Genomic DNA, 25,162 nt, shown 5'->3' with positions numbered 1-25,162 from the left:
TCCTCATTCGGCGAATATGTGTTTCCCAATTGTTTTGATTTGTGCTCGTGTCCAAATCCATTTGCTGGTAGCTGTCTCAGGGTTGAAATAGTAAATCGCATTTTCAGTAGGGTCCCAACCATTTATGGCATCTAGAACAGCTTCTTTAGCGCGAGCGTTTGGTGTTAGCCAAATTTGTCCGTCAGCAACTGCTGTAAAAGCTAAAGGTTGGAAGATAACTCCACTTATTGTGTTAGGGAACTCAGAATCTTCAATACGATTTATAATGACTGCTGCAACTGCAACTTGTCCCTCATATGGTTCTCCGCGCGCTTCTCCGTAGACTGCATTTGCCATCAGTTGCAAATCCTGTTCAGAATATTTAGCTGGAAGTTGGACTTGCTCGGGTTGTTTGGCCCCTTGGTTTGTCCCTTTCTTTACTTGTTGTTCTAAAGGAATACCACCATAGTGTGTAAATTGGTTCCCTTTTTTCAATTGATTTTGAACAAACTCTTTATGATAGGTTGAAACATTGGCAAGTTTTGTTTTTGTTTTCTGTCCAGCCACTCCGTCGATAGGTAAACCGAATTGATCTTGGAAATTACGCAAAGCCCAGTAAGTACCGTATCCAAATTTACCGTCTATCTTATTTTTGTAAAGACCGATATATTGTAATCGTGACTGTAGTTCAATTACATCATCTCCATAAGCACCACGTTCAATCACTTGTCCAGAAAATGCTTCAGATTGTTGTGGAGTACTCAAAGATAGTGTTAACAAACATAAAGTAACAAACCAAATTAACCATTTATTTTTTCGCATAAACATTTCTCCTTTTTTTTAGAATGAGGAATTTAAAGAAATTTATACAAAAAAAAATAAAACCAATGTAATTTAATTGGTTTTATTACAATTCACGTATCTCATCCCGTGTATGAAAATGTTGAATGGTTAATAAATGGGCTTGTTTTACTTTCGTTAAACATAACCACCATAAGAAAAGCATAAAAGGAATCATAAAATACAACCAAATTCCTTCTATAGCTAAAATTCCGTTATATATCATGTGTAAACTTAATGGAGCGAGCAATGCAATGAATAGTAACGGTTTTGAAGAGGTACTTACGGCAAACTTTGCACGTCCTAGATAATAGCCCATAACTACTCCAAATATAGCATGGCTTGAAACAGGCAATAAAGCACGTAAGAATGCCGTATCTAAGCCGTATGTAAATAAGTATAAAATGTTTTCTACCGTTGCAAATCCTAAAGAAACACTTGCGCCATAAAGAATACCATCATAAGGATCTTCAAAATCAACATGTTGGTAAATCACCAATATTAAAACGAGCCATTTGAAAAACTCTTCTAGTGCACTTGTAAATAAGACATTTGATATAAATGATGACTGAAAAATGTTTTCGAATTCAAACACATGTTGAATGAAGAGGATAGGGAAGGTTAAAATAGCACCATATATAAATGTATGGAACAATGACCGTGAAGGCTCTGAAGATATTTGATTACGCAAATAAAAATAACTAAATAAAGCAAGCCCTGGAGCGATTGCGACAGATAGTAAAATTATCAAGTTGCGCTCGCCTCCTTTTAGTAGATTAATTATATCATTTTATAACGATTGATGAATGAATGGATGGAGGAATATTAAAATGAAAAAAATAGTCGTCATACATACAGGTGGAACGATTTCTATGCATGTTCATAGTGAATCAGGTGCAGTCGTCACAGGAGATTCAAATCCCTTAACTGCCGAAATTGATAAATTAATGGAATATGCGGATATCCATGAAATTGAAGCATTCAATTTCCCTTCTCCTCACATAACGCCTAAAGAAATGCTAGCGATCAAAGAAATCATTGAACAGCAAATAGCTGGTAAAGAAGTTGAAGGTTTTGTCATTACTCATGGTACAGATACCTTAGAAGAAACGGCTTATTTTCTGGATTTAACTATAAAAAGCGATATCCCGATTATTTTAACTGGCGCCATGCGCTCGTCAAATGAAATTGGCTCTGACGGCGTTTATAACTTGTTATCAGCAGTAAGAGTGGCTAGCGCTCCAGATGCTTTCGGGAAAGGCGTTCTCGTGGTGATGAACGATGAAATACACACCGCACAAAATGTCACGAAAACTTCCACTAGTAATGTCTCTACATTCCAAAGTCCTCAATATGGGCCGATTGGATTGATAACAAAACCCGGCGTTCATTTCCACCATACACCAATCAGACGTGATACGTTTGAATTGAAAACAATCAGTAAAAGAGTCGCTTTGTTAAAAGTCTATGCGGGCATGGAAGAAGACTTGCTAATGCATGTTGCAAATGCCGGATATGACGGAGTTGTCTTGGAAGGATTAGGTCAAGGAAATGTGCCACCTTCAATCGTGCCTGGCATTCAACAATTAATTAAGCAACATATTCCAGTCGTTTTAGTATCTAGATGTTATAACGGCATTGCTCAACCCGTTTATGGCTATGAAGGCGGAGGGAAAATGCTCGAAGATATGGGTGTTTTATTTGCTCATGGATTAAGTGGTCAAAAGGCAAGAATTAAGTTGTTAATTGGACTTTCTGATGTCCACCTTGTTCGTCCCCTTTCAAGCTGGTTTGGGTACTAATCTAAAAACAGAGATATTGTCGATTTCCGTTACGGGCGGAAGCTTTCCGCGGGCATTGCCTCAGCCTCCTCGACGAGCAAGAACCATCTGCTCCTGCGGTTACTCGTCGCAAACAAGTTGGGCAATTTTTTTTGCACAACTTGTTGTCTGCGGGGTCTTCCGCTCATGCTTTTCCCGCCGGAGTCGCCGCCCTTCACTCCAATCAAATTAGCGAATTCTTAACTAACTCAAAGTAATATAATTCAAATATTCGTGTATCATTCATCAAAAGGCATTTATAAAATTGACTCTAATCTTTTTTAAAAAAAGGTTTTGATAAACAACTCTATTGATTTCCAATACAGCGTTCTTACATGTTACTTTCGTGAGAAATAAGAGAAATAAGAAAACAGGTGGAGAAAAACGAGTCGTTTTTCTCCACCTGTTTTATGTTAGGACTTATTAGTTAGCCCATTCTTTTTTACAATTGCATCTGCAATTAACTCACCATGAAAGCGGCCATTTTCAATGAAAATTTCATTGGCATTATTGCCAGCTGCTAAAACTCCCGCAATATATAAGTTTTCTAGGTTTGATTCCATTGTTACTTCGTTTAACATGGGTCTCCCAGATGCTTCATCGATTTCAACACCCATATCTCGTAAGAACTCATGGTCCGGGTGATAACCAATCATTGCAAAGACAAAATCATTCTTTAAGGCTATCACTTGATCATGCTGACGAATCTGCACTTCTTCTTGTGATATTTCTTCTACTTGCGATTCAAAAAGCATCGTAATTTCACCGTTACGAGCTAATCCTTCAAACTCTGGTAAAATCCATGGCTTAATGCTACTAGAGTAAGTACTGCCTCTATAAACGACCGTTACTCTTGCTCCTGCCTTATGCAATTCAAGGGCGGCATCAATACTCGAGTTTTTGCCACCTATCACCACGACATCCGTATCGAAATATGAGTGACCTTCTTTGAAATAGTGGCTGACTTTTGGTAAATCTTCACCTGGAATACCTAATAGGTTTGGATGATCATAATAACCGGTTGCGATCACAACAATTGGCGTATTATACGTAGCTTTTGATGTAAATACGTTAAACACATCTTGTTTTTTCTCCACTCGTTCTACCGTTTCAAATTTGTGCACGTGTAACTTTTTCAATTTCACTACTTCACGATAATAAACTAAGGCTTGATTACGTTTCGGTTTGCGTCCTTCAATAATAAAGGGGACGTCCCCGATTGCTAATTTTTCACTCGTACTGAAAAAAGTTTGATGCGTCGGGTATTTATAAATTGCTTCTACGACGTTACCTTTTTCGATAATAATGGGTGACAGACCAATAGTCTGTAAAGATATCGCTGCAGCTAGACCACAAGGACCTCCACCAACAATAATTGCATCTACATTTTTCAACATACTACACTTCCTCTATATAAAAAATCTCCTATCTTATGATAGGAGAACCGAAAGAACTATACAACTAATTGGCATATGTTTTTTCTTCTACCCACTTATCCCATTCATCCATACTAGTTCCAATCATGTTTTGTTGATAATTTTCTTTTTCTTCAGTGGACATTGAATCAATACCAAATCCACCAAGGCCAACTATTAAATTGCTAAACGTTTTTTCTAGAGACTTGGTTAAATCGAGTGTGGGATGTAAATTGCTTACCATTGTACATGACATAAACAAAAAACGAGGATTCACAGTTTGGATGACCACATCAATATCATTTTCTTTTATACTACTACCTAAATAAATGACCTCGTACCCTTTTCGTCTCATGTATAAAGTGAAGATTAACAAACCTAATTCATGCCATTCTCCAGGTCCACATACCGCAATGACTTTTGGCAAAATGCCATTGTGTGGATACGCGTGCATAACTGCACCGATTCGAGAACGTAAAATAGCCGTAGCAAAATGCTCATGAGCGGTTGTAATCTTTCCTTCTTCCCAGAGTCTCCCCACTTGAACCAACAATGGAGCTAAAATATCTATAAACACTTTATCCATCGTGTAAATAGTAAAAGCTTCATCCATATATGTCTGTGCCGAACGTTCATCAAAACGAAGGAATGCTTCTAAGATACTTTGTTGAAGTTGTGTTACACGATTTTCTAATTGAGGAGCTAGTGGCTGGATTACATCTTGAGATTCTTGTTCTAAAAGCGATACCGCTTGGCTAATTGTAAAGCCATCACTTACTTTTTGGACAAGCCATTTTAGTTTGCGGACATGGTTATCTGAATATAACCGGTGACCCGCTTCATTTCGAATGGGGGCAATCATTTGGTACCGTCTTTCCCAAGCCCGAATCGTGCCTGGCAATATGCCAACCATTGTTGAAACTGCTTTCATATTGTATTTACCTTGGTTGTTTAGATCGTTTTGCATGCCATCTTCCTCCAATAGCGTCACATGTTCTGTGGTCTCAGTATAGGAAAATTAGTGTGCATTGTAAACGTTGTGTATGTTTTATCGAACATTTGTAGAACTTTTGTGTTTAATCGACAAGATATGACACTCGGCCGGAGCACCTAATCTTAAAGGGATAAATGTTGTCCCGTATCCATTACTTATTAATGTAACTTCATTCTGTCCTTTTATTAGTGCACCTTTTTGATAATACCCCCATTTTCCAAAGCGGATTTGACCACCATGTGTGTGACCTGCCAATAAGACATCTGAATTGAAGCGCTTCTTAACTTTGTCAAAGACAAACGGTGTGTGTGAAATGAATACGATGGGTTCATTTTCTGGGACATTTGCAAAACTTTTTTGTATGTCTGCACGACCTGAAGAGACATCTTCAAGTCCAATTATCCAAACCTTCTGCTTAGAGTGTTCGATGCAAATTGATTGGTTCTCGAGGATGATACCACCAAATTTTTGAATATATGTTCGAATATGTTGAGCTCCAACTTCACGATCATTGTTTCCCCATACATAATAGATCGGTCCGATTTTAGCGAGGGCTTTAATATTTTCTTCTACTCTATTTAACGGAACGCCTCTTTCAGCTAGATCTCCGCCAATAATGACCGCTTGAATAGTAGTATCAATTTTATCAAGTAAGCGTTTTGTTATTTTTCGGCGATGAATATCAGAAATAAAAAATACATTAAAAGGTGTTTCACCTGCATAATTTACTAACTCTAAGTCGTGGTGACGCACATTAATCTCAAATGCTTTCTTCAACATGAGGAGAGGTACGATTAGAACTACACCTATAATACTTGCCAAATAGCGCATTTCTTCACCTCTTTATCAAAAATAAAAAGAGGAGGGTTGCCCCGCCCCTTTCTTTTTATTGTGTCCAAGAATTAATCTTCTTGTATATCAAGAACTCGGAAGCCAGATTTATCTAGCTCCTTTAAGAATTTTTGAACATTGTCACGTTTTTCGATTTTCAAAACGATACGGCGTAATAATTTATCTGTCTCATCGAAAGTAACGAGTGAAATAACAGATTCATGAAACTTTTGGATGATATCTCCCACTCGAGCAATTCGCCCCTCTGTTTCGACAGATGTAAACGATATACGAATCCCCGGTTTATCCATTCCAAATGCGCCTCTGAATTGTTCCATCGTGTCATAGCGAGTGACTAAACCTAAAAACTTACCTTCTTCAACAACTGCAATTATTGGAAAGTTATTAAGTTGAATTAATGAATTTTCAAAAACGTCATCGATTGATAAGTAAATATCTTCCCGTGACACAACATCTAGTAAAGACGTAGTCGTTAGGAATTCTTCTTTACTCAATCCACTAAAATAAAAAGCTCGGTACGCTATGTAGCGGTTCAATATGCCTTTATATACGCCTTTGTCTAAAACTGGTAGTGCATCGATTGAATTTTTCTCTAAAACTTCCAGCGCCGTTTGCACTGACTCAGTTGATTGAATCGAAATACACTTTTCTTTAGGAATCATTACACTTTTTGCAAACATACTGTCACCTCATTCTTTCTTTTAATAGTAACCTATTCTATATAATTCCCTCTTATCCTCTTTCTCAATCAATTTTTACGGCAGAATTAATGTTTGGCCAGTTGATATTGAATTTGAAGATAAGCCATTTGCTGATTTAATTTTTTCCACTGCGTCAGGAGAATTATAGTAGTTCATGGCAATACGATAGAGTGTCTCACCAGGCTGTACAATATGTGTTTTCCCGCTTGATGGTTCTTCAACAGGCTCTTCTATCGGTTGTTCTACTGGTTTTTCTTCAACTGGTGCTTCAACTGGTGCTTCTTCTACAGGTTCTTCAACAGGCTTTTCTTCTACTGGCTGTTCTTCAGGTTCAGTAGATTCAACAGGCGTTTCGGTATCTGTATTTTCTTCAGAATCAGGAGCAGTATTTTCACCATCTGTTTCAGTCGTTGTATCTTCATCATTTTGTTCGTATTGAACTTCACTGTTGTCATAAACTGTGGTTTCATTTGCGTTGGGCTGATAAAAAGCAAATACGTAAATTAAGAATGATACCGGAATCAGAATAAAGAAAAAGAACAATATTGGTAATAATAAATTACGTTTCTGTTTCGTTTTCTTAGGAGCAGCCGCTGTGGAACGTCTTGAAGTTCGGGTATTTGGCTTTGGCTCTTCATCATTTATTTTAATTGGTTTTCGATACTCTTCAATTTTATTTTGATAATCATCGTTATTCATTGTAGTAAACTCCTATTCTACGTTTCGTCTCTGTTTATTATGACGAAAATTAGCGAAAAAGTAAAACAAACATCTAATCTATTATCTGAAATAGAGACAATAATCGTTTTTCCCATGTCTGCAATTTTAAATTCGTTGAGTTTTCTTTCGAAGATTCAACTATTTCGTCTATATGTAAACCACATTTCGAACAACAATTATGGGGTTTCGAATTAATTTCCTGACCAAAAAACTGAACAATTTGCATACGGATACATAACGAATTTTTTAAGATATCTTTGATTTGATAAATTTGTTCTATTTTTTGCTGTCTCAGTTTTTGCAAGATCATGATTGTCTCTTCTTGCGTTCTTTTAGATAACCAATAGGATAAGATTCGAACATGAGTTTCCGTCAATAAGCTTTGAGTTACGATTTGATTAGGATGTAAGCCGCTTCTTATTGCCTGATCAAATACTTTTACGTGTGCTTCGTCAGGAAAATCATTCGTGGCAACGAAAATCGAAAGTTCTTCATCATCCTTTGTATAAAAAAGAGTTGCAAGTGAATCAGCCCCGTCTCTTCCTGCCCTTCCAATTTCCTGTGCATAATTGGCGACCGAAGATGGAAAATGATCATGAATAACTTGACGCACATCATTTTTATGGACACCCATTCCGAATGCATTTGTTGCACATACCCAATCAATTTCCTTATTCAAAAATTGTTGTTGGACAAAAATCCGATCCACTTGTTCCATTCCTGCATGATAAGAAGCGATTCGAACTCCCTTGCTAATTAATCTCTGAGCATAGTCATCTGCTTTTTTCCGTGATTGTGTATAAAGAATGCCTGGACCAGTAAAGTCATGTATTTGCTTCGCTATCTGTTCGAATTTTTCTTCCCGTGAATTTACTTCAAGTGCTGCATAGCGAATATTAGGTCGATCAAGAGACTGAATATGATGTGTCGGATTCTGCATATTTAAGTGAGTACCTATATCATCCATCACTTGTTGAGTCGCTGTGGCTGTTAGAGCTAGAATAGGCGGTCGGTCACTATTGTTCAGCCATTCGCCTAAGCGTAAATAATCGGGTCTAAAATCGTAGCCCCACTGCGATATACAATGCGCTTCATCCGCGACAATAAGTGAAATTGGAATGGACTGCAATTTCTCCTTCACTTTTTCTTGCATCACCATTTCAGGCGATAAAAAAATGAACTTATATGTTTGTAATTTATTCAAAAGCGTTTGTTTTTCAGAATGTGTCAAAAATGAGTTAAAGGCAACCACTCGTTTTTCACCCATTTTCTTCAATTGTTCTACTTGATCTTGCATGAGTGCTAGTAATGGAGAAATAATTACTACACTATGCGGTAATACATAACCGGGAAGTTGATAGCAAAGTGATTTCCCCATACCAGTTGGTAAAATTGCCACAACGTCTTCTTCGTTTAAAATGCTTTCTATGATTTCAAGTTGTCCTGGTCTAAATGAAGAATAACCAAATTTCTCTAACAATACATTATGTAGATTGTTGTTGATCAACTAAGTCACCTCCAACGGCCAATAAAAGCCGTAACTGAAAATAGGAATAGGTTGGAAACACTTCTTTTAATGTTCTTAATTTCTTGGTTTGATGATTTTTTATTTGTTGAATGGTTAGTTCAATATCTTCATCGGGAAAAAACATGTGAATTGAAAATAATGGGTCATTCATGGCCATTTCTACAAAATGATCTTCAATTGTACTGGTTTTCAGTTGACGCATTGACGTGATTTGTTCAAATGAATAGCCTTTTTTATAAAAGTCAGCGGTCTTTTTAGCGGAATCAGTCAATGGAGTTGTCGTTTTGATTCCTTCACTCATTACAGGTAACAAAACTAATTTATTATTTATCGAAATTTCATCTAGTATAATATGTAAACTTTCTTGAAAAATAATTTCGAGCTCCATTTGATCTATTTCCAAGACATGTGACAACTGTTGCCATGTTACACCACTTACTTGATAACCAGATAAACGATGACTTAGTATCGTTACATGAAGATCAGTTAATTTAGATGATTGGAAAGCAAATACTAACTCCTGGTAGTACCTTTCAATAAATCCTTCTTTTTTGTAAGACACATCATGTAAAAATTGACGCACCCATTTTTGAATTTTTTCGTCCTTTTGTAAAGGGGCAAATGATAAATCTTTCGCTTTTACATGTGATAGGGTTTGGGTAACTAAAGAAAGACGTTGAAAAAAGATTCGCTCGTTCCCTCTGTATAACCAGCCATTTAAGTGCAAGTCTGGCATTTTCTTTACTATGTTTTTACCTATTTCCGTAATTTGAGGAACGGAGTTTTCATTTACTCGAAGCCAACCTGAATGAATCATCTGTTGAATGATTTGGTCGTAGCTTTGTTTAGTAAGTCTGGGAAACAGTGCAAAAAATTTCGTAAGATGATAACTCTTTACATCTTGAATTGTTTGACCGGATCGTTTCCCTCTAATAAGATGAAAAGGTGCTGAAATGGTCCGTTCTTCCTTCAATCTATCGACCATATGTAAGATGATTTGTTGAAATAGCACTGGAGTTCCTCCAATTATTGAGTATTTAGGTTGAAAAATGAGGAAAACATGATTAGAATAAATACGAAAGCTTTTTCAAGCGAACGGAGATAAGGGAGAGGTTTAACATGGCGAAGTATACCATTGTAGATAAAGATACATGTATCGCTTGTGGCGCTTGTGGCGCTGCAGCACCAGATATTTATGATTATGATGATGAAGGTATTGCCTTTGTTATTTTAGATAATAACATGGGAACAACTGAAGTTCCAGATGAACTCGAAGAAGACATGCAAGATGCATTCGAGGGATGTCCAACGGATTCAATCAAAGTTTCTGAAGAATCATTTGACGGAGATGCATTAAAATACGAATAAAAAAAAACTGCGAATTTAATTCGCAGTTTTTTTGTACAAATTTTTGAAGTTTGGATTTGTAGTTGAAAAGACAATTACTCTAAGTATTCTTCTAAAGTTACTACATCAAATAGTCCACTCTCTTTTAAAAACTGAGATATTAAATACACGTGGGCTGAACCTATTATTAAAAGAGTTTTATCAGATGAAGAATTTGTGATTTCAGCAAGATTAGAATAGAGAATCAGATTCCGTTGATACCACCATCGAACCCAATCTATACCGACGTATTCAACACCCTTTCCAATGCGGGCGATTTGCATATACATTTCATGCTGCTTCTTTATAAAATTCTCTTCATTATAATTACATATCAATTCAAAAACACTTTTATCCTCTAGACTCAACTGAAGTTTAGAGCGATACTCTTCATCAATAAAACGGGATAGGTCGGGTTGTTCAATTTTTGCCCAATCAAGAACTTGGCTGATCGCTCTATTCCCTACGCTTTCCATCCAGTCAACAGCGTAAATGTTTTTGTGTTTTAATTCAGCAGCCGTTCGAAAACCAAACTGATGTATTTCATCTATTTTTAATTCTAGTTGCCCATTTATGTATTGTTGATATTCTTCATTTAACAAGTTATCTTTTTCTTTTACAACTTCAAAAGCAATTTTCGTTGGGTTATAGTTCTTTAAGACATTAACAATTTTTCTTATTTCCTCTTGCCTTTTGGGTGATAGAAGGTTATCAAACTCAACACGATGTAAGTCTGATGTATATCGCATATGAAATGTTCCAAGCACCATTACCATTGGTTTCTTATTTAACTTATCCATCAAGTAATCCCCTCTTTCTTCTATGGTGAACGATCTTCCACGACTGTTAATCAGTTAGCTGATCAACAGTCGTTTTCATAATTTCATTAATTTTTGATGCTTAAGTAGCTGACATTTCTAATTGGGTTTTCAAAATTTCGAGACTTTCTTCATAAAATCGTCCAAAACATCTGCGATTAGCATAGAGAAGTGAATTCCTGATGTTAAAGATACTTCTCCATTCGAATATCAGTCCACATTTTATCTTGCCAAAATGTGAAATTGTCAATATTACCGATTACTTTGTAACCGAGTTTATGATAGAGCTTTTGGGCCTGAGTGTTAAATTCAAAGACGCCTAATTCAATGCGATTATGCCCATGCGCCATAATCTGATTTTCTAAATATTGGATTGCCATAAACCCAATCCCTTTTCCCCGTCCTTCATTCTCACCTATTGTAACTCCTATCCAGGCAGTCCCACTCTCTTTTTTGTAGAGGTGGCCCGGATCGACCATATAGTTCATTTCACCAATTAATTGGTCATTGAGATAGATAAGATAGATGTGATGGTGTTCCAGTCGGTTAGTTAAATCAGTTAGGGTCATATTATCTCTTCGTTCCAATTCCGCTTTGTTTTTATTAGGACGAGTTAAAGGAATTAAGTATGGATCGTTATCCCACTTATTAAATGCCTCTACATGACTTGAAGTAGGGTTAGTTAATTTAACAAATTGAGTCGTCATTATATTCTCTCCTATCCAATACATTTCATTTTAGCAGTCGTTTTGTTTTTAAAATGTCTTGATTAATTTAGGCAGGTCAACTGCCAAACTTCTCATCTAGTTTTAATTTCCGAAATATAATGTAAAGCCTATTATCATTTTAGATCTTACTACTTAAAAACACAAAAAGACCTGATTCGCATTTACGGCGAACCAGGTCTTTATTATTAAACTATGATTCTATTTAAGAGAATATCGCTCGCTGTTTATCTAACCACGATTTCATTGTTTTGAACAATAAAATGACCACAGCAGATAGCAATAGACCTTTAATTAAATTAAATGGCAATATACCTAGTAAGATTGTATTACTTAAAGCAGTTCCAGTCATTGCAGGCATATTTAAGAAATATGTGTACATCGGTAAAAATACGGCATAATTTAGGACGCTCATTCCGATAGCCATTGTGAAAACTCCTGCAATTAAGCCAAACGTTAAGCCTTTTGTCGTTGATATTTTACGATATACCATATAAACAGGTAGCATAAATAATACGCTTGTAGCGAAATTCGCCATTTCCCCTACCGGTACTCCTGTTGGACTTCCACTAAACATCCAGTACAAAACATTTTTAAAAAGCGCAACTAAAATCCCAGCGATAGGACCCATTGTGATAGCAGCAATAAGTGCAGGCACATCGCTAAAGTCGACTTTCAAAAAGGCTGGTAACGCTGGTAATGGAAAATTAAATAGCATTAAAACAAATGAAATACTACTCAACATCGCAACTGCGATCATAATACGCAATTTGTTGTTCTTCATATGACTCTCTCCCTTTGTCGATTCACTCCACAAGAAGAAAAGTTTGTTCGTTCAAGCCCCATCAAAAAACCCATAAGCCGTTATCGCTTAGAGGAGTAGAAAGGCGCACTAAAATAGGCGTCTCGTTAAATGACAGAACGAAAAACGACCGCACCTTCACCTTCTCCCATCCAGACTATACTGTCGGCTTTGGAATCACACCAAATCCTGCCTTGCGGCTCGCGGGCTATGAAGAATTTCTTCAATTACCGCCGATCGGGAATTTCACCCTGCCCCGAAGATGAATCATTATTAAGTTACATTCTATACTATAAGAAAAAAAGAAACATTTGTAAACTACTTGAGCCTACAAATGAATCTTTTTATTGCCAACTATATTTATTTAGTCCTACTGGTTGTTCAATTGGTTGAGTAAGATTAATACCGTTCCACTGTTCTTCAACAATATTATCTAATTGAATTTGGACATCGAAGGTAGCTCCAGTTAAAACGAAACTTTCAATCATTTGAGCTGTCTGTTCTTGTGATAACGAATCTAACTCAAGAGGTTCACTGAACTTAATATGAGATACACCTTGAATTTCTTCAACTGTATAACTAACTGACCTTGGAACCACGTTTGTAAAGAAATCATTTGGAGACGTTTTTAATGCCGCTAATGCTTCCGAAACAGTGTTGAATGGTTCATTTAAACTTGGCACCATGTAAACCTGACCCGTTGGATCTGTGTAAGGATAGACCGCCGTTTTGTACAATCCATTCGTAAGAACCGTCGGTGTTTTCTGACCGACTTGATCAAATTCGGCTTGACTGCCATCTTCATTTTGATGATTGATTTGTGTAAAACCTTCAAAAGTGAACTGAAGTGATAAATCATAAACATAAAGAGCTGCACTTGCAAGGTCATAATCATGTTCTTGTGGTAATCGGTGAACAAGTTGCTCTTGGTCCATTTCAAACGTTCCCTTATATGGGTGATAATCCGTAAAACCAAGTTCTTCCTCATTGATATCAGCCGCATATTGCTCATATAATTGCAGCGTATTTGGCGTTTGATTCCCAAAATCTTGTTGAATTTGATCATTTGGAATTAAGAAAGTAACGGGAACAACGAGTGCATCTTGAGAAACTAAACCTATTTTAAAAACGGTATGATTTTCTACATCACTTAAATAGGCAGAAGTTAATACTGATTCAACTGGCGCTTCTGTAGATTTAGCCATCTCAGACTCAGTAGTTTGTTCTTCTGACTCACTATTGAAAGTAACGGAGCCATCCGATGATTCATCAGTAGCTTCTTCAGTAATGGCTTCTTCACTTGTCACACTATCCATTTCAGCTGAACTTTTACTCTCTGAACTACTGTCAAATGCGTTTTGAAGTTGGCTGTTAGGCTGATTGATTAGTGTTGCACCTAATAGGGTCAACGTAATTAAGGCAGCAACTGCTACAGCTGGTGGAATCCAAATTTTTCGTTTCTTTTGGGTATCTTCTGCAAGTCTCGGATCTTGTTGTAATCGTTTTAACACTTCGTCTTTAGAACGAGTATCTTGAAGTTTGGGCACTTGGCTAAGTAACTGATCGATTTCTTGTTCACTCCATTTATTGTTGCTCATCGTGAACTTGCCTCCTATCCGAATGCCCAGTTAAGCGATCCCGAAGTTTATGAATTGCTCGGTGTTGAGTGGTCTTGACTTTACCTTCCGTCCATCCAAGAATTTGCGCAGTCTCAGAAATGGATAAATCTTGGAAGTATCGCATAATAACAACCATTTTTTGATCGCCTGTACATTCATCTAACGCGTTTAATAATTGTTTCATTTCATCATTCATTTCAGCTAATTCTTCTGGAAGAGCTTCTGTGGATCTTAATTCTTGCTTCTCCCAATCAAAAAAGTCGAATGCATGTCGTTTACGTACCGAAGATTTCCTAAAGTGATCAATTGCTACATTTTTAGCAATTGAAAATAACCATGTCTTTTCAGAGCTTTTGCCTTCAAAACGGCTGAACGCTTTTAACACTCTTACATATACTTCATGCATTAAATCTTCGGCTGTTTGTTTATTCTTCACCATGTACAACAAGAATTGAAACACATCTTGATGGTACTGGTCATAAAGCCTGTGAAAAACGGAGTCATTCATAAACTCCCCCCGTTCTTTAAAGTAGTCGTTTCAGTCTTCAATAAAGTTACAACTTTTTAATGGGTAACGTAAAGGTAAATTTGGTTCCGACATTTTCTTCACTTTTAACAGTAATCCCGCCATCATGGGCTTCCACCATATTTTTGGCAATTGCTAATCCTAAGCCTGTTCCACCTTTACCTCTTGTTCTAGATTTATCCGCTTTATAAAAACGTTCAAATACAAAAGGTAAATCTTCAGTAGGAATTCCTGACCCCGTATCTTCAACACTTATTTTGACGAATGCATTGTGTTGTTCGACACGAACCGAAACATTTCCTTCATTTGAAGTATGGCGAATTGCGTTATCAATTAAATTGGTTAACACTTGCTCAATTCGATCTTCGTCTATCTCAGCAGTTAACTCTGGAGAAACGGACGTTATAAATTTCAATTCCACATGCGATTCTCTCGCAACTTGAGCAAATTTTTGAGTGATTCGTTCTAGTACTTGAGCAATTGCTACATTTTCTTTATACAACCGCATTCGACCTGATTCCATTCGTGCTAAATCAAGTAAATCAGTAACTAAACGTCCCATACGTTTCGATTCTTCATAAATAATTTTAATCATTTCATCTCGTTCTTCATCGGTTGACACGACATCATCAATTATAGCTTCGCTGTAGCCTTGTAACATGACTATAGGGGTTCTCAGTTCATGAGATACATTTGCGATAAAATCAGAGCGCAATCGATCCAGACGATGCTGTTCAGTCATATCTCGGAGTACGGCAACTGCTCCTCGAATTGAATCTCCACTGTATAAAGGACTAAATGTAATAGCGTAATAACTGCCTTCCATTTCCAGCTCTTCATTAATTTCTTCTTCTAAATGAAGTACATGGTCGAGCATATGATCCATTTCAATCGGAATGGGTTGTCCTTTGTTCGTGCCAATTCGGAAAAACCATTTTTGCAACAATTTTTCGGCTTGCGGGTTGCTGAGTAAAATCGTATGGTCTCGGTTAAATGTAATAACAGCATCTGTCATTGACGTTAATATGCTTGATAACTGCTCTTTTTCTTGATTTATTACTTCTAAATGATGTTTTAGTTGACGACCCATTTGGTTAAATGCTGTAGCTAATTGACCAATCTCATCATTTTGAAGGGTAGGTAATTTTGTATCAAAGTTCCCCTTAGATAATTCAAATGCAGCTTCACGCATTTTTCGTAGCGGAGATGTAATTCGAGTTGATAAGAAAAAGGCAAAAAACGTCGTTAACATGAATGCAATGAATGCTGATAAAAAGACGATGTTTGTCGTTTCCTTTGTTGTTTCGTGAATGACATCCAAACTTTGATAAATGAATACTGCACCATGCAAATCATTTTCAATATTCAATGGAGATGCTAGGACAATATAAGACTCCATTTGATTTTCACTTCCGAGAGAAGGTAAAATCATTTCTTTTAAAATAGGTTGAGAGGATTCAAAGACTTTACCAAGAGTTGCATCATTCATGATGCGTTCTTTTATTTTTTCTTCATTTTCACCTTCATGCAATGTTAAAGAAACCTCACGAGGCTCTTTCGCAATAAGTGCATTGGTCTCAGGACCTAAAATATCAGAAATAATGTACATTGCAGAATCCACTTCTTCATGTTCATTCACTATTCGCGCAATTGTACTCGCTTCTTTGCGTAACGAGGCTTCAGCTTGTTGGCTATGATAATTCCCTAAAAACTCAAGCATCAAAATTGTAATGATAAACAGCACAAACGAAACGAGAAGCAGTATGGTTACCCATAGCTTCCCGACGACGCTGTTCCATATTCTATTCATTGCCTATCTCGAATTTATATCCTACGCCCCATACAGTCACAATCATTTTAGCGGCTTTTTCGGATACACGATTTAGTTTTTCACGCAATCGTTTGACATGTGTATCAACAGTACGTAAATCTCCAAAGAAATCGTAATGCCATACTTCTTTTAGCAATTGCTCACGATCAAACACTTTATCAGGAGCTTTTGCTAAAAAGTAAAGGAGTTCATATTCTTTAGGTGTTAAATTTACTTCTGTTCCATCAGCAGTCACACGATGTGCGTCGTGGTCAATTGTTAGATGAGGGAATACAACCAAGTCTTTAGATACCGATGATGTCGTAATCGGTGAAATGGTTACTGAGCGTCGTAAAACAGCTTTCACTCTAAGTACCACTTCTCGTGGGCTAAATGGTTTTACAACGTAGTCATCCGCTCCTAATTCAAATCCTTCAACACGGTTTGCTTCTTCGCCTTTGGCTGTTAATAACATAATTGGCGTTGCTTTATGTTCACGAAGTTCTTTAATGACTTCTAAGCCATCTTTTTCGGGCATCATGACATCTAGTAAGATTACGTGATAATCTTTTTCAAGTGCCATTTCTAAGGCGATTTCACCATTTTCAGCCTCATCTACTTCATAACCTTCACGCTCTAAATACATTTTTAATAACCGACGTATACGATCTTCGTCATCTACTACTAAAACAGATATATGTTCTGACATTATGGTTACCCCTTCCGTCTTACCAATTATTGTACAATTACAAGTCTAAAATTGAAAGAAAAGCCCTTCCCTGGGAAGGAAAAGGCTTGTTTTATTAAGCGTATGAATGTAAACCAGCAATAATTAAGTTCACGGCAATTAAATTGAACATAATAATAATAAAGCCAATTACTGCCAACCATGCAGATTTTTCACCATGCCATCCTCTAGACAGACGAAGATGTAAGAATGCTGCATAGAATAACCACGTAATGAGCGCCCAAACTTCTTTTGGATCCCATCCCCAGAAACGCGACCAAGCTTCTTGTGCCCAAATCATGGCAAATATAAGTGCTCCGAGTGTAAACACCGGGAAGCCGATTGAAACTGCACGATAGCCTATTTCATCCATTAACTGTGAATTTGCTTTTGCAGCAAATGGTTTTAGTAGAGCTGAAATAGATCTTCGAGAAATTAAACGAATTAACCCATAGAGCACAATTCCAAACAGTAAAGACCATGTAACTGTTGTTAATTTTTTAGCATTAACTATTGGAGGCATTTCTGCAAGAGGCGTCATGGTTCCTGGCGTCAACGCTTCAAATTCGTTCATTCCGAAAATCGGTGGTGTGTTGTAGGTAATTTCTGCTTCTTTTTGCTCTTTGTCTACATAATTAAACTTTGCTTCGTAGTCCATTACGCTAAATGTTGTGGTTGATGCAACAAATCCTAATGTTAATACGAGTGTAAACATAACAGCTTCTAACCAAAAACGTTGTTTTGATTTTTTCGTAATATCTACATTCTTCAATAAATAAATCAATCCAGCAACAGCACTAATGGCTAAAATTGCTTCACCTAATGCAGCTGTCGAAACATGCACCGTTAACCAATAACTTTTAAGTGCTGGAATTAATGGATTTATTTCACGCGGGAACATACTGGCAAAACCAATAATGATAATGGCAATTGGTAATGCAAACAACCCAAGTAATGGCGTTTTATAGATGAAGTAAATCAAGATAAATGCCCCAACAACCATCATCCCAAAGGCTGTTGTAAATTCAAATAAATTACTAACAGGAGCATGTCCTGCAGCTATCCATCTAGTGATGAAATATGCTAAGTTTGCAATAAAACCGATAATCGTAACAATGATTCCGATTTTCCCCCATCGTTTCTCAGATGCTGAAGTTTCAGAACCTGAAACCTTTACTGCACCGCCGAAAAACAAGGTTGCGACTAAGTAACATACAAATGCAACAAACAATAAATTGCTACTAATTGATACTAATGTCATGACGATTTCTCACCATCCTTTTTAAGCTCTTGGCCTTCTAAATCTTGTTGATCAATGTATGGAGGCAGTTGTGCCGCTTCAATCACTTGATCTAACTCTTTTTTAACCCCAAACCAGTTTTTGTTTGTATGGGCTGCAACTACTATACGGCCATCTGTTGATTCCTGAATCCAAATTCGACGATGATTAAAGTAAGAACCTTGGGCAACTCCAATCATAAAGAGCAAGCCACCTAATGCTAAAATCCACAATGTTTTATCTTTACGAATCGTTAGTCCTGAAACATCACGCGTATCAACATTTTGGAACTCAAGTTTAAATTCATTGTCTCCAAGTGGCTCTACTGTTTGCTTGATTGCTACAAAACTAGTTTCACCTTCAGGAGTTTCAGGAGTGAACATTTTCACGAGAAAGGCTGGATTGTTTGGAACTGGAGATTTTGTTTGTGGCTCTCCATTTTCAAAGCCAGAAAAATCAGGATAATAGCCTAATAATTCTACTTTCGAATCTTCTCCAACATTATAAGAAGTTTCTGGATTAACAAGATCTATTGCTAAATCTCCCAATGATTCACCAGATGCCTTATTGGATAAAACAAAGTGCATGGTTTTTAACTCATCTAAACGGAAATCCATTTGGTACACAGCAAAACCTTCAAACTTCAATGGCTGATTAACTTGGATGGATTCTTTTTTTACTTCTTCCAAATCGTCAGTTTGACCTGGCAACGCATCTTCTGGTTTTTTATAAAGCACCACATCTGTTTGGTAGTTGGATGCAATCGTTCCTACTCGGTCGATTGCCTCTCCAAACACTTCGTCAGATTTAGCTTTGTCATAGGTTTCTAAAATAAATTCTTTGCTTTCCAAGTAGAAACCAGGGGCTTCTGGAATGGCACGTGTTTCTCCTTCTCTGATCCACATGGTTTCATCCACATAAAAGCCAGGCAAAGCACGTAACATGACACCGAATAAGAAGATAATAAGACCGATATGATTGACATAAGGTCCCCATCTTGCAAAACGTCCTTTTTCAGCTAGTAAAGCTCCATCTTCACGCTTCACTTTATAGCGCAGTGCTTGTAGCTTTTCTTCACTCTTCGCAAGAGAACTTTCACCCAAAATGTTTTCACCTTCACCATAAAGGCGTTGGCGTTTCATAAAGCTTTCATGTCTTTTCGTACGTTGTTTTTTTAAGGATTTATACAGTGGAACGAATCGATCTAAACTGGCAACAATCAGTGAAATTCCAAGCATACCAATCAATGTTTGGAACCACCACGAACCATATAAATCGGACAAACCTAGTTCATAATAAAGCTTGCCAAATGTACCATATACTCGCTCATAATACGCAGCAATATCTGCTTCTGTCGTAGCTGGGACATATAATACTTGAGGCAAAATGGTTCCGACTGCAGCGGCCACTAAAATCGTAATAATAATCGTAATCCCTATTTTTACACTAGAGAAGAAATTCCAAATTTTATCAATAATTGATTTGTTATACGTTTGAGAACGACGAGCAGTACCTTCATAACGCATGTCCGCTAATTTTTGATTCTTAGCTTCTTTCGTGAGGGGCCGACCACAGTTCCCACATAGCACTGTTCCTTCTGGATTTTCATGCCCACAAGCACAAATGATGTTGTTCATATGATTGACTCCTTATTCAGGACGTATTTGCTCCATAAAACCTGCAATGTCCTGTTCTGTCATTTCTCCGCGTATGATTTGCTCAATTTTACCATCAGGATTGATTAACAATGTAGATGGAAGCGGGTCAATGTTGTATGCTTCCAATACACTTTTCGTTTTATCAATGACAATAGGGAAATCTAGTCCATACTGACTTGCAAATCGTTCTACTTCGAAATCAGACTGTGCAATATTTACAGCCAAAATTTGAACACCTTGTTCTTTATAAATTTCATATTGACGATCCATAGCAGGCATTTCTTTTACACAAGGTTTGCACCAAGTACCCCAAAAATTTAAAAATACCCCTTGCCCTTTATAATCTGACAAGCGATGCTCTTCCCCGTTTAAATCCACCAATGTGAAATCAGGTGCTTCATCACCAATGCTGAGAACTGCTACTTTCTCTTTAGTAGCATTGTTGAAAATGGTATATACAATTGCAAGTACAAGAACAGCTAAAATAACTGTTCGCATGATAAATCTTTTCTGTTTCGTCTGAGCCATTTTCCGACCTCCTACATGACGAAATAATACTTTTTATTATAACAAAGAAATGCGGTTGGTTAGACCGCACTTTTGAAGGGTTTGTGAACGTTTGAATAATGTGATCAAATAGTCCTCTAAAAATAGGCATCTTTGCTCTTCTTAGGCTTGCTTGTCCACGCCTCGTGTCCAATTAATACGTTCTTGCGCTCGGAGGCTACGTCGCATTGATTTGCTATGCTCTTTTTATGCTTTTATTTGAACTGGTTTATATAAATTATGAACCAATTTTTCCTGTTTCAGCCATTACACGTAATAATTTCACTTCATGAGAACTTAATTCACGTGAATCACCTGCGTTTAGTCCGTGAAGTGTTAAGAATGCAAATCGTTCACGTTTCAACTTTTGAACCGGGAAACCGATAGCATCAAACATACGACGAACTTGGCGGTTTTTACCTTCGTGAATTGTGATTTCAATAATTGCTTTGCCGCCTTGTTTGGACTCTGCCGATAATAATTTCACTTTTGCAGGAGCAGTTTTGCCATCCTCTAATTCAACACCGCGCTCAAGTATACGCAGTTGTTCTTTACCAGGTATTCCTTTAACTCGTGCAACATAGGTTTTTTCAATCTTGAATTTAGGATGAGTTAATGTAAATGATAAATCTCCATCATTCGTCATGATTAAAAGACCTGAAGTGTCATAATCTAATCGTCCAACCGGGAATAATCGTTCTGGAATATGTGGAAATAATTCCGCAACCGTTTGACGGCCTTTATCATCAGTTACTGCTGAAATAATACCTCTTGGTTTGTATAATAAGTGATACACTTTTTGTTCTTTTTCAAGTTTCACTCCATCTACTTCAACAGTATCTGTTGAAGACACTTTCGTTCCAAGTTCCGTTACCACTTTGCCATTTACTTTTACTTTACCATCTAAAATTAGTTGCTCGGATTTTCTTCGTGATGCCACCCCAGCATGTGCTAACATTTTTTGTAATCTTTCCATACTATCACCTCTTCGTTTAGTCCTATACTCTGTAGAAAATTATGTCACACTTTCACTCAAAACAAAAGAAGACCGCTTATTTAATAAGCAGTCTCCATCATTCCATCCGCTCAATATGTACTTTTTGTGTGAGTATGGTTTTACCGTTTATTTGTACTTCCCACCTGGCAACTTTTTGTAATGATTTCTTTCGGTTTAATATGACAAGGTGAGAAACTTGGTCTTTTTTATTTTTCAAGACATATACAGGCTTATCAGTTTTGATAACTAAGCCCCCAGGCAAATCATACGAACCCTTTTCAATGACTTCAACTCTATCATATTGTGTAAAGACATTCTGTGCAAGTTGCTGATGCATTTGCCAATCGTTTGATTGATTTAATGTAACCACAATGACTTCTTCATCACCGTCTTTGAAATAAGTAGCTAGAGTTCTCCCCGCTGCTTTAGTGAATCCTGTTTTTCCAGCAATGGCTGTAGAGTCTAGGCGAACTAGTTTGTGCTTATTTTCCCAATGTTTGCCGTTTCCTTTGTAATAGGGAGCAGTTAATATCGGCTTCAACGCTTTGTTGTCCATTGCAATTTTCAACATGAGCGCTGTGTCATAGGCAGTAGACAAATGTTCTTCATGATGAAGACCGGATGGGTTTTGAAAATAAGTATTGTTCAAGCCCATTAGTTTTGCCTGATCATTCATCAATTTCACAAATCCTACAACTGATCCTCCAGCATGCTCTGCAAGAGCTACAGCTGCATCATTACCTGATCTCAACATTAATCCATATAATAGAAAATCTACAGGTGTATCTTCTCCATTTTTCAAGTAAATGGATGATCCTTCTTGTGACGTTGCATTTGATGAAATTTTCGCGCGTTCTTTTAAATCGACTTCTTGAGCTACGACAACTGCTGTCCACATTTTTGTTAGACTCGCAATCGGTAATTGTACATGTTCTGCACTACCTTCTAATAAACGCCCGGTCTTTGCATCAATAACTGCATAAGAAGATCCTTGGGCTTGTGTAAAGTGAGGGTAAAGCGCACCTACTAAGAGCAACACTAACAGTAACGCGATCTGTTTTCTCAACTATTAGCACCTTTCGTCTGTTATTCTTTTTGTTCCCCAAAGGCTTCTTGAAACTTCGTCATAAACAAATCTGTTTGCTCTTCTTCATCATTGCCTTGCTGTTCTGGTAAAGAAGGCAACTCACTCATATCGTTTAGACCAAAAACATTCAAAAACTCTTTCGTAGTACCATAAAGAATCGCACGTCCAGTTCCTTCTGCACGTCCCACTTCTTGAATTAAGCCTTTCAATCCTAGCGTATGTAAAGGTCTCTCACTTTTTACTCCTCGAATATCTTCAACTTCAATTCGTGTAATGGGCTGTTTGTAAGCGACAATCGCCAATACTTCTAATGAAGCTTGAGAAAGTGGTTGGTTGGTGGGATTCTCAACTAAACGTTGAATCGTTCCAGCATTTTGCTTTTTCGAAATTAGCTGGTATGTCCCCGCTAATTCTTTTAACTCAATTCCGCGAACCTTAGATTTTGCATAGTCTGCTTGTAAACTGGTTAATGCTTCTTTCACTTCGCTAGCTGTAGAATCTGTTAAACTTTCAATTTGCTTACTCGATAGCCCTTCGTCTCCTGTGACAAAGAGTAGACTTTCGATTTTACTCATCAATAGGCTCAAATAACTCTTCCTCCCATCGATCATTTAATAGTTTGACTGTTAAATCATCAAAATTATGGTTTTGTTCGACAAATACCATTTGTCTTTTCATCAGCTCAAGTAAAGATAAAAACGTTACTACTAATGTAGGTTTATCTTCTGAAGGAAACAATTCCGAAAATGAACAGCTTCCTCCTCGAGATTTTAGTGTGTGAAAAACACTTTTCATTTGGTCTCGAATCGAAAGTTCTTGTCTAGCAATTTTAGTGGCCAAAGGAGCTTTTAATTGTTTTCTTCTCATCATTTTTTGAAAAGCACCTAACATATCATAGACATTTAACGTTTCATCAAATGCCGATAATTGTTTGGTTGTCTGATAGTCTGTTAAATCACTTGGCGCTCTAGTGAACACTTGAGCCCGCTGTTCTTCTAGTTGTTGTAACACTTCAGCTGCTTCTTTATACTTTCGATATTCAATGAGTCGATTAACTAATTCGTCTCGCGGGTCATTCATATCGACTGATAAATGATCTTCATCAAACTCCCCTTCGTGAATTGGGAGAAGCATTTTACTCTTAATTGCAAGTAAAGATGCAGCCATTACTAAATATTCACTTGCTTCATTTAGCTCTAGAACTTTCATAGCACGAATATGTTCCATGTACTGTAAAGTTAAGTCAGCCATTGGAATATCGTATATATCAATTTCCAAACGATGAATTAAGTGCAATAATAAATCAAGAGGACCTTCAAAAGCGTCCAGTTTCACTTCATAAGACATGTTAAGATCACCCGATCAAATAGATTCAAATTTTAGTATAGAGGAAGTGAGCGAAGAATGCATCCGTTGTTTCACCCACTTTTCACGCAGTTTATCACGTATTTTAATGAGCATGAAGATTATTTTGAATGTCATGAAGTGTTAGAAGAATACTGGAAAGAAATCGCTCCAAAAGATAAAACACATCCACTTACTGCATGGATATTGCTTGCAACTGGAATGTATCACTGGAGAAGAGGTAATTTCAGTGGTGCAAAAAGATCACTTACGAAATCATTTGACAGAATCCAATTGGATGGAGATCGTGCTTTTTTCGAAGGAATTCAGCTTCAACATGTCATAAAACATATTCAACACGCTATTGAATTCGTTCATCAAGAAAAATCATTTGAAGCATTTAAGATTCAAATTACTTCTCCAGAGTTACAGGACGCAATCGACAAACAACCGGCATTAATTCCGCTGTCGGGTGATCAACTCATACACAAGCATATGCTTCGCGATCGCTCAGAAATACTTAAAGCACGTGAAGAAAAAAGAAGGAACAGACATTAAGCGTCTGTTCCATCTTTCATTGTTAGGCACTTATCTATAAATGGCTTTGTTGATTCCGCTGCTTGAATTTGGGTACACGGAAGAAATTGTTGTACTTTAGAGACCATTTCTTTTCCAATACCTTCGCCTCTATAAGACGGAGTAACGGAAATATGTTGGATCAAACACACGTCATCTGAAGTTTCGATGCCAATTAAACCAACGAAATCCTCATCTTTTTTCCACATAAATAAGTGCCAGTTAGAATTGTTTTCATAAGTATGAATTGTTTCTTGTAATTTTTTTAAGTTTTTTTCTTGTGGCATAAACGACAGTAAACCCATCGCAATTTTTTCGCCATTTTTTTTAAATCGAACTAACATAATAAAATCCCTCATTTTTGATTCCGCTTCAGCACCATTGACTATCCTACCTCATATGCTAAAAAACTT

The 25,162-nt window shown here is 37.0% G+C and carries 27 protein-coding genes and 1 riboswitch; of the genes, 3 read left to right on the top strand and 24 right to left on the bottom strand.

The window, feature by feature from the left end; genetic code table 11:
- Window positions 1-3 precede the first annotated feature (3 nt).
- On the bottom strand, window positions 4-801 hold the full coding sequence (gene sleB / locus ACFPYN_RS03440) for a spore cortex-lytic enzyme (protein WP_377732523.1): 798 nt from the start codon (window positions 799-801) through the stop codon (window positions 4-6).
- A gap of 85 nt (window positions 802-886) precedes the next feature.
- Window positions 887-1,570, bottom strand: a complete 684-nt coding sequence (gene prsW, locus ACFPYN_RS03435) for a glutamic-type intramembrane protease PrsW (protein WP_377732521.1) — start codon at window positions 1,568-1,570, stop codon at window positions 887-889.
- A gap of 79 nt (window positions 1,571-1,649) precedes the next feature.
- Between prsW and ACFPYN_RS03430 the strand changes: the two genes are divergently transcribed.
- Window positions 1,650-2,621 (top strand): asparaginase, encoded by a 972-nt coding sequence (locus tag ACFPYN_RS03430; protein WP_377732520.1) that lies wholly within the window; start codon window positions 1,650-1,652, stop codon window positions 2,619-2,621.
- A gap of 431 nt (window positions 2,622-3,052) precedes the next feature.
- Here ACFPYN_RS03430 and ACFPYN_RS03425 read toward each other — a convergent pair whose 3' ends face one another.
- From ACFPYN_RS03425 to ACFPYN_RS03395, 7 genes are all read right to left on the bottom strand, one after another.
- Entirely contained in the window at window positions 3,053-4,033 is a 981-nt protein-coding gene (locus tag ACFPYN_RS03425) for a YpdA family putative bacillithiol disulfide reductase (RefSeq protein WP_377732637.1), read from the bottom strand.
- A 67-nt stretch (window positions 4,034-4,100) separates the two neighbouring features.
- Entirely contained in the window at window positions 4,101-5,021 is a 921-nt protein-coding gene (locus tag ACFPYN_RS03420) for a MerR family transcriptional regulator (RefSeq protein WP_377732519.1), read from the bottom strand.
- An 81-nt stretch (window positions 5,022-5,102) separates the two neighbouring features.
- A complete protein-coding gene (locus tag ACFPYN_RS03415; RefSeq protein ID WP_377732518.1) occupies window positions 5,103-5,879 on the bottom strand; it encodes a metallophosphoesterase in 777 nt (258 codons plus the stop codon).
- 71 nt (window positions 5,880-5,950) lie between these two features.
- Window positions 5,951-6,580 carry a CBS domain-containing protein gene (locus ACFPYN_RS03410; RefSeq protein ID WP_377732517.1) on the bottom strand — a complete coding sequence of 210 codons (630 nt, stop codon included), beginning with the start codon at window positions 6,578-6,580 and terminating at the stop codon, window positions 5,951-5,953.
- 75 nt (window positions 6,581-6,655) lie between these two features.
- The gene (locus ACFPYN_RS03405) at window positions 6,656-7,300 is read right to left on the bottom strand and encodes a LysM peptidoglycan-binding domain-containing protein (RefSeq protein ID WP_377732516.1); all 645 of its coding nucleotides are present in this window, start codon (window positions 7,298-7,300) and stop codon (window positions 6,656-6,658) included.
- Window positions 7,301-7,373: 73 nt separating this feature from the next.
- Entirely contained in the window at window positions 7,374-8,825 is a 1,452-nt protein-coding gene (locus ACFPYN_RS03400; protein WP_377732636.1) for a RecQ family ATP-dependent DNA helicase, read from the bottom strand.
- Window positions 8,806-9,861 (bottom strand): helix-turn-helix domain-containing protein, encoded by a 1,056-nt coding sequence (locus ACFPYN_RS03395; protein WP_377732515.1) that lies wholly within the window; start codon window positions 9,859-9,861, stop codon window positions 8,806-8,808. Before ACFPYN_RS03395 ends, ACFPYN_RS03400 begins: the two co-directional genes overlap by 20 nt.
- Before the next feature lie 107 nt (window positions 9,862-9,968).
- On the opposite strand from ACFPYN_RS03395, the gene ACFPYN_RS03390 reads away from it, so the two are divergent.
- A complete protein-coding gene (locus ACFPYN_RS03390) occupies window positions 9,969-10,217 on the top strand; it encodes a ferredoxin (RefSeq protein WP_377732514.1) in 249 nt (82 codons plus the stop codon).
- Between the two features lie 74 nt (window positions 10,218-10,291).
- On the opposite strand, the gene ACFPYN_RS03385 is transcribed toward ACFPYN_RS03390, so the two are convergent.
- The 14 genes from ACFPYN_RS03385 to ACFPYN_RS03320 form a co-directional block, all read right to left on the bottom strand.
- Window positions 10,292-11,035, bottom strand: a complete 744-nt coding sequence (locus tag ACFPYN_RS03385) for a DUF5694 domain-containing protein (RefSeq protein WP_377732513.1) — start codon at window positions 11,033-11,035, stop codon at window positions 10,292-10,294.
- A 203-nt stretch (window positions 11,036-11,238) separates the two neighbouring features.
- Window positions 11,239-11,760 carry a GNAT family N-acetyltransferase gene (locus tag ACFPYN_RS03380; RefSeq protein ID WP_377732512.1) on the bottom strand — a complete coding sequence of 174 codons (522 nt, stop codon included), beginning with the start codon at window positions 11,758-11,760 and terminating at the stop codon, window positions 11,239-11,241.
- Window positions 11,761-11,983: 223 nt separating this feature from the next.
- Entirely contained in the window at window positions 11,984-12,562 is a 579-nt protein-coding gene (locus ACFPYN_RS03375) for an ECF transporter S component (RefSeq protein WP_377732511.1), read from the bottom strand.
- Between the two features lie 154 nt (window positions 12,563-12,716).
- Window positions 12,717-12,848, bottom strand: a riboswitch (FMN riboswitch).
- Between the two features lie 76 nt (window positions 12,849-12,924).
- The gene (locus tag ACFPYN_RS03370) at window positions 12,925-14,178 is read right to left on the bottom strand and encodes a hypothetical protein (RefSeq protein WP_377732510.1); all 1,254 of its coding nucleotides are present in this window, start codon (window positions 14,176-14,178) and stop codon (window positions 12,925-12,927) included.
- The gene (gene sigX, locus ACFPYN_RS03365) at window positions 14,165-14,707 is read right to left on the bottom strand and encodes an RNA polymerase sigma factor SigX (protein WP_377732509.1); all 543 of its coding nucleotides are present in this window, start codon (window positions 14,705-14,707) and stop codon (window positions 14,165-14,167) included. The genes ACFPYN_RS03370 and sigX overlap by 14 nt, the downstream gene beginning before the upstream one ends.
- Window positions 14,708-14,753: 46 nt before the next feature.
- The gene (locus ACFPYN_RS03360; RefSeq protein ID WP_377732508.1) at window positions 14,754-16,535 is read right to left on the bottom strand and encodes an ATP-binding protein; all 1,782 of its coding nucleotides are present in this window, start codon (window positions 16,533-16,535) and stop codon (window positions 14,754-14,756) included.
- Window positions 16,528-17,244 carry a response regulator transcription factor gene (locus ACFPYN_RS03355; RefSeq protein WP_377732507.1) on the bottom strand — a complete coding sequence of 239 codons (717 nt, stop codon included), beginning with the start codon at window positions 17,242-17,244 and terminating at the stop codon, window positions 16,528-16,530. The genes ACFPYN_RS03360 and ACFPYN_RS03355 overlap by 8 nt, the downstream gene beginning before the upstream one ends.
- 94 nt (window positions 17,245-17,338) lie before the next feature.
- On the bottom strand, window positions 17,339-18,523 hold the full coding sequence (gene ccsB, locus ACFPYN_RS03350; protein ID WP_377732506.1) for a c-type cytochrome biogenesis protein CcsB: 1,185 nt from the start codon (window positions 18,521-18,523) through the stop codon (window positions 17,339-17,341).
- Window positions 18,520-20,178, bottom strand: a complete 1,659-nt coding sequence (gene resB / locus ACFPYN_RS03345; RefSeq protein WP_377732505.1) for a cytochrome c biogenesis protein ResB — start codon at window positions 20,176-20,178, stop codon at window positions 18,520-18,522. The genes ccsB and resB overlap by 4 nt, the downstream gene beginning before the upstream one ends.
- Before the next feature lie 12 nt (window positions 20,179-20,190).
- Window positions 20,191-20,727 carry a thiol-disulfide oxidoreductase ResA gene (gene resA, locus ACFPYN_RS03340; protein ID WP_377732503.1) on the bottom strand — a complete coding sequence of 179 codons (537 nt, stop codon included), beginning with the start codon at window positions 20,725-20,727 and terminating at the stop codon, window positions 20,191-20,193.
- A gap of 256 nt (window positions 20,728-20,983) precedes the next feature.
- Complete coding sequence (locus ACFPYN_RS03335; protein ID WP_377732502.1) at window positions 20,984-21,721, bottom strand: pseudouridine synthase; 738 nt, start codon at window positions 21,719-21,721, stop codon at window positions 20,984-20,986.
- A 97-nt stretch (window positions 21,722-21,818) separates the two neighbouring features.
- Entirely contained in the window at window positions 21,819-22,808 is a 990-nt protein-coding gene (locus ACFPYN_RS03330) for a D-alanyl-D-alanine carboxypeptidase family protein (protein WP_377732501.1), read from the bottom strand.
- Window positions 22,809-22,828: 20 nt separating this feature from the next.
- The gene (gene scpB, locus ACFPYN_RS03325) at window positions 22,829-23,416 is read right to left on the bottom strand and encodes an SMC-Scp complex subunit ScpB (protein WP_377732500.1); all 588 of its coding nucleotides are present in this window, start codon (window positions 23,414-23,416) and stop codon (window positions 22,829-22,831) included.
- Window positions 23,397-24,176, bottom strand: a complete 780-nt coding sequence (locus ACFPYN_RS03320; RefSeq protein WP_377732499.1) for a segregation/condensation protein A — start codon at window positions 24,174-24,176, stop codon at window positions 23,397-23,399. The genes scpB and ACFPYN_RS03320 overlap by 20 nt, the downstream gene beginning before the upstream one ends.
- A gap of 57 nt (window positions 24,177-24,233) precedes the next feature.
- Here ACFPYN_RS03320 and ACFPYN_RS03315 point away from each other — a divergent pair, with 57 nt between their 5' ends.
- Entirely contained in the window at window positions 24,234-24,731 is a 498-nt protein-coding gene (locus ACFPYN_RS03315; RefSeq protein WP_377732498.1) for a DUF309 domain-containing protein, read from the top strand.
- Here ACFPYN_RS03315 and ACFPYN_RS03310 read toward each other — a convergent pair.
- Complete coding sequence (locus ACFPYN_RS03310) at window positions 24,728-25,093, bottom strand: GNAT family N-acetyltransferase (RefSeq protein WP_377732497.1); 366 nt, start codon at window positions 25,091-25,093, stop codon at window positions 24,728-24,730. The two genes, ACFPYN_RS03315 and ACFPYN_RS03310, sit on opposite strands and share 4 nt — an antisense overlap.
- Between the last annotated feature and the right edge of the window lie 69 nt (window positions 25,094-25,162).

The organism is Paenisporosarcina macmurdoensis (genome assembly GCF_042658845.1).
GTDB lineage: Bacteria > Bacillota > Bacilli > Bacillales_A > Planococcaceae > Paenisporosarcina > Paenisporosarcina macmurdoensis.
The sequence above is the reverse complement of the archived record's forward strand: the minus strand, read 5'-3'. Positions and strand labels throughout refer to the sequence as shown.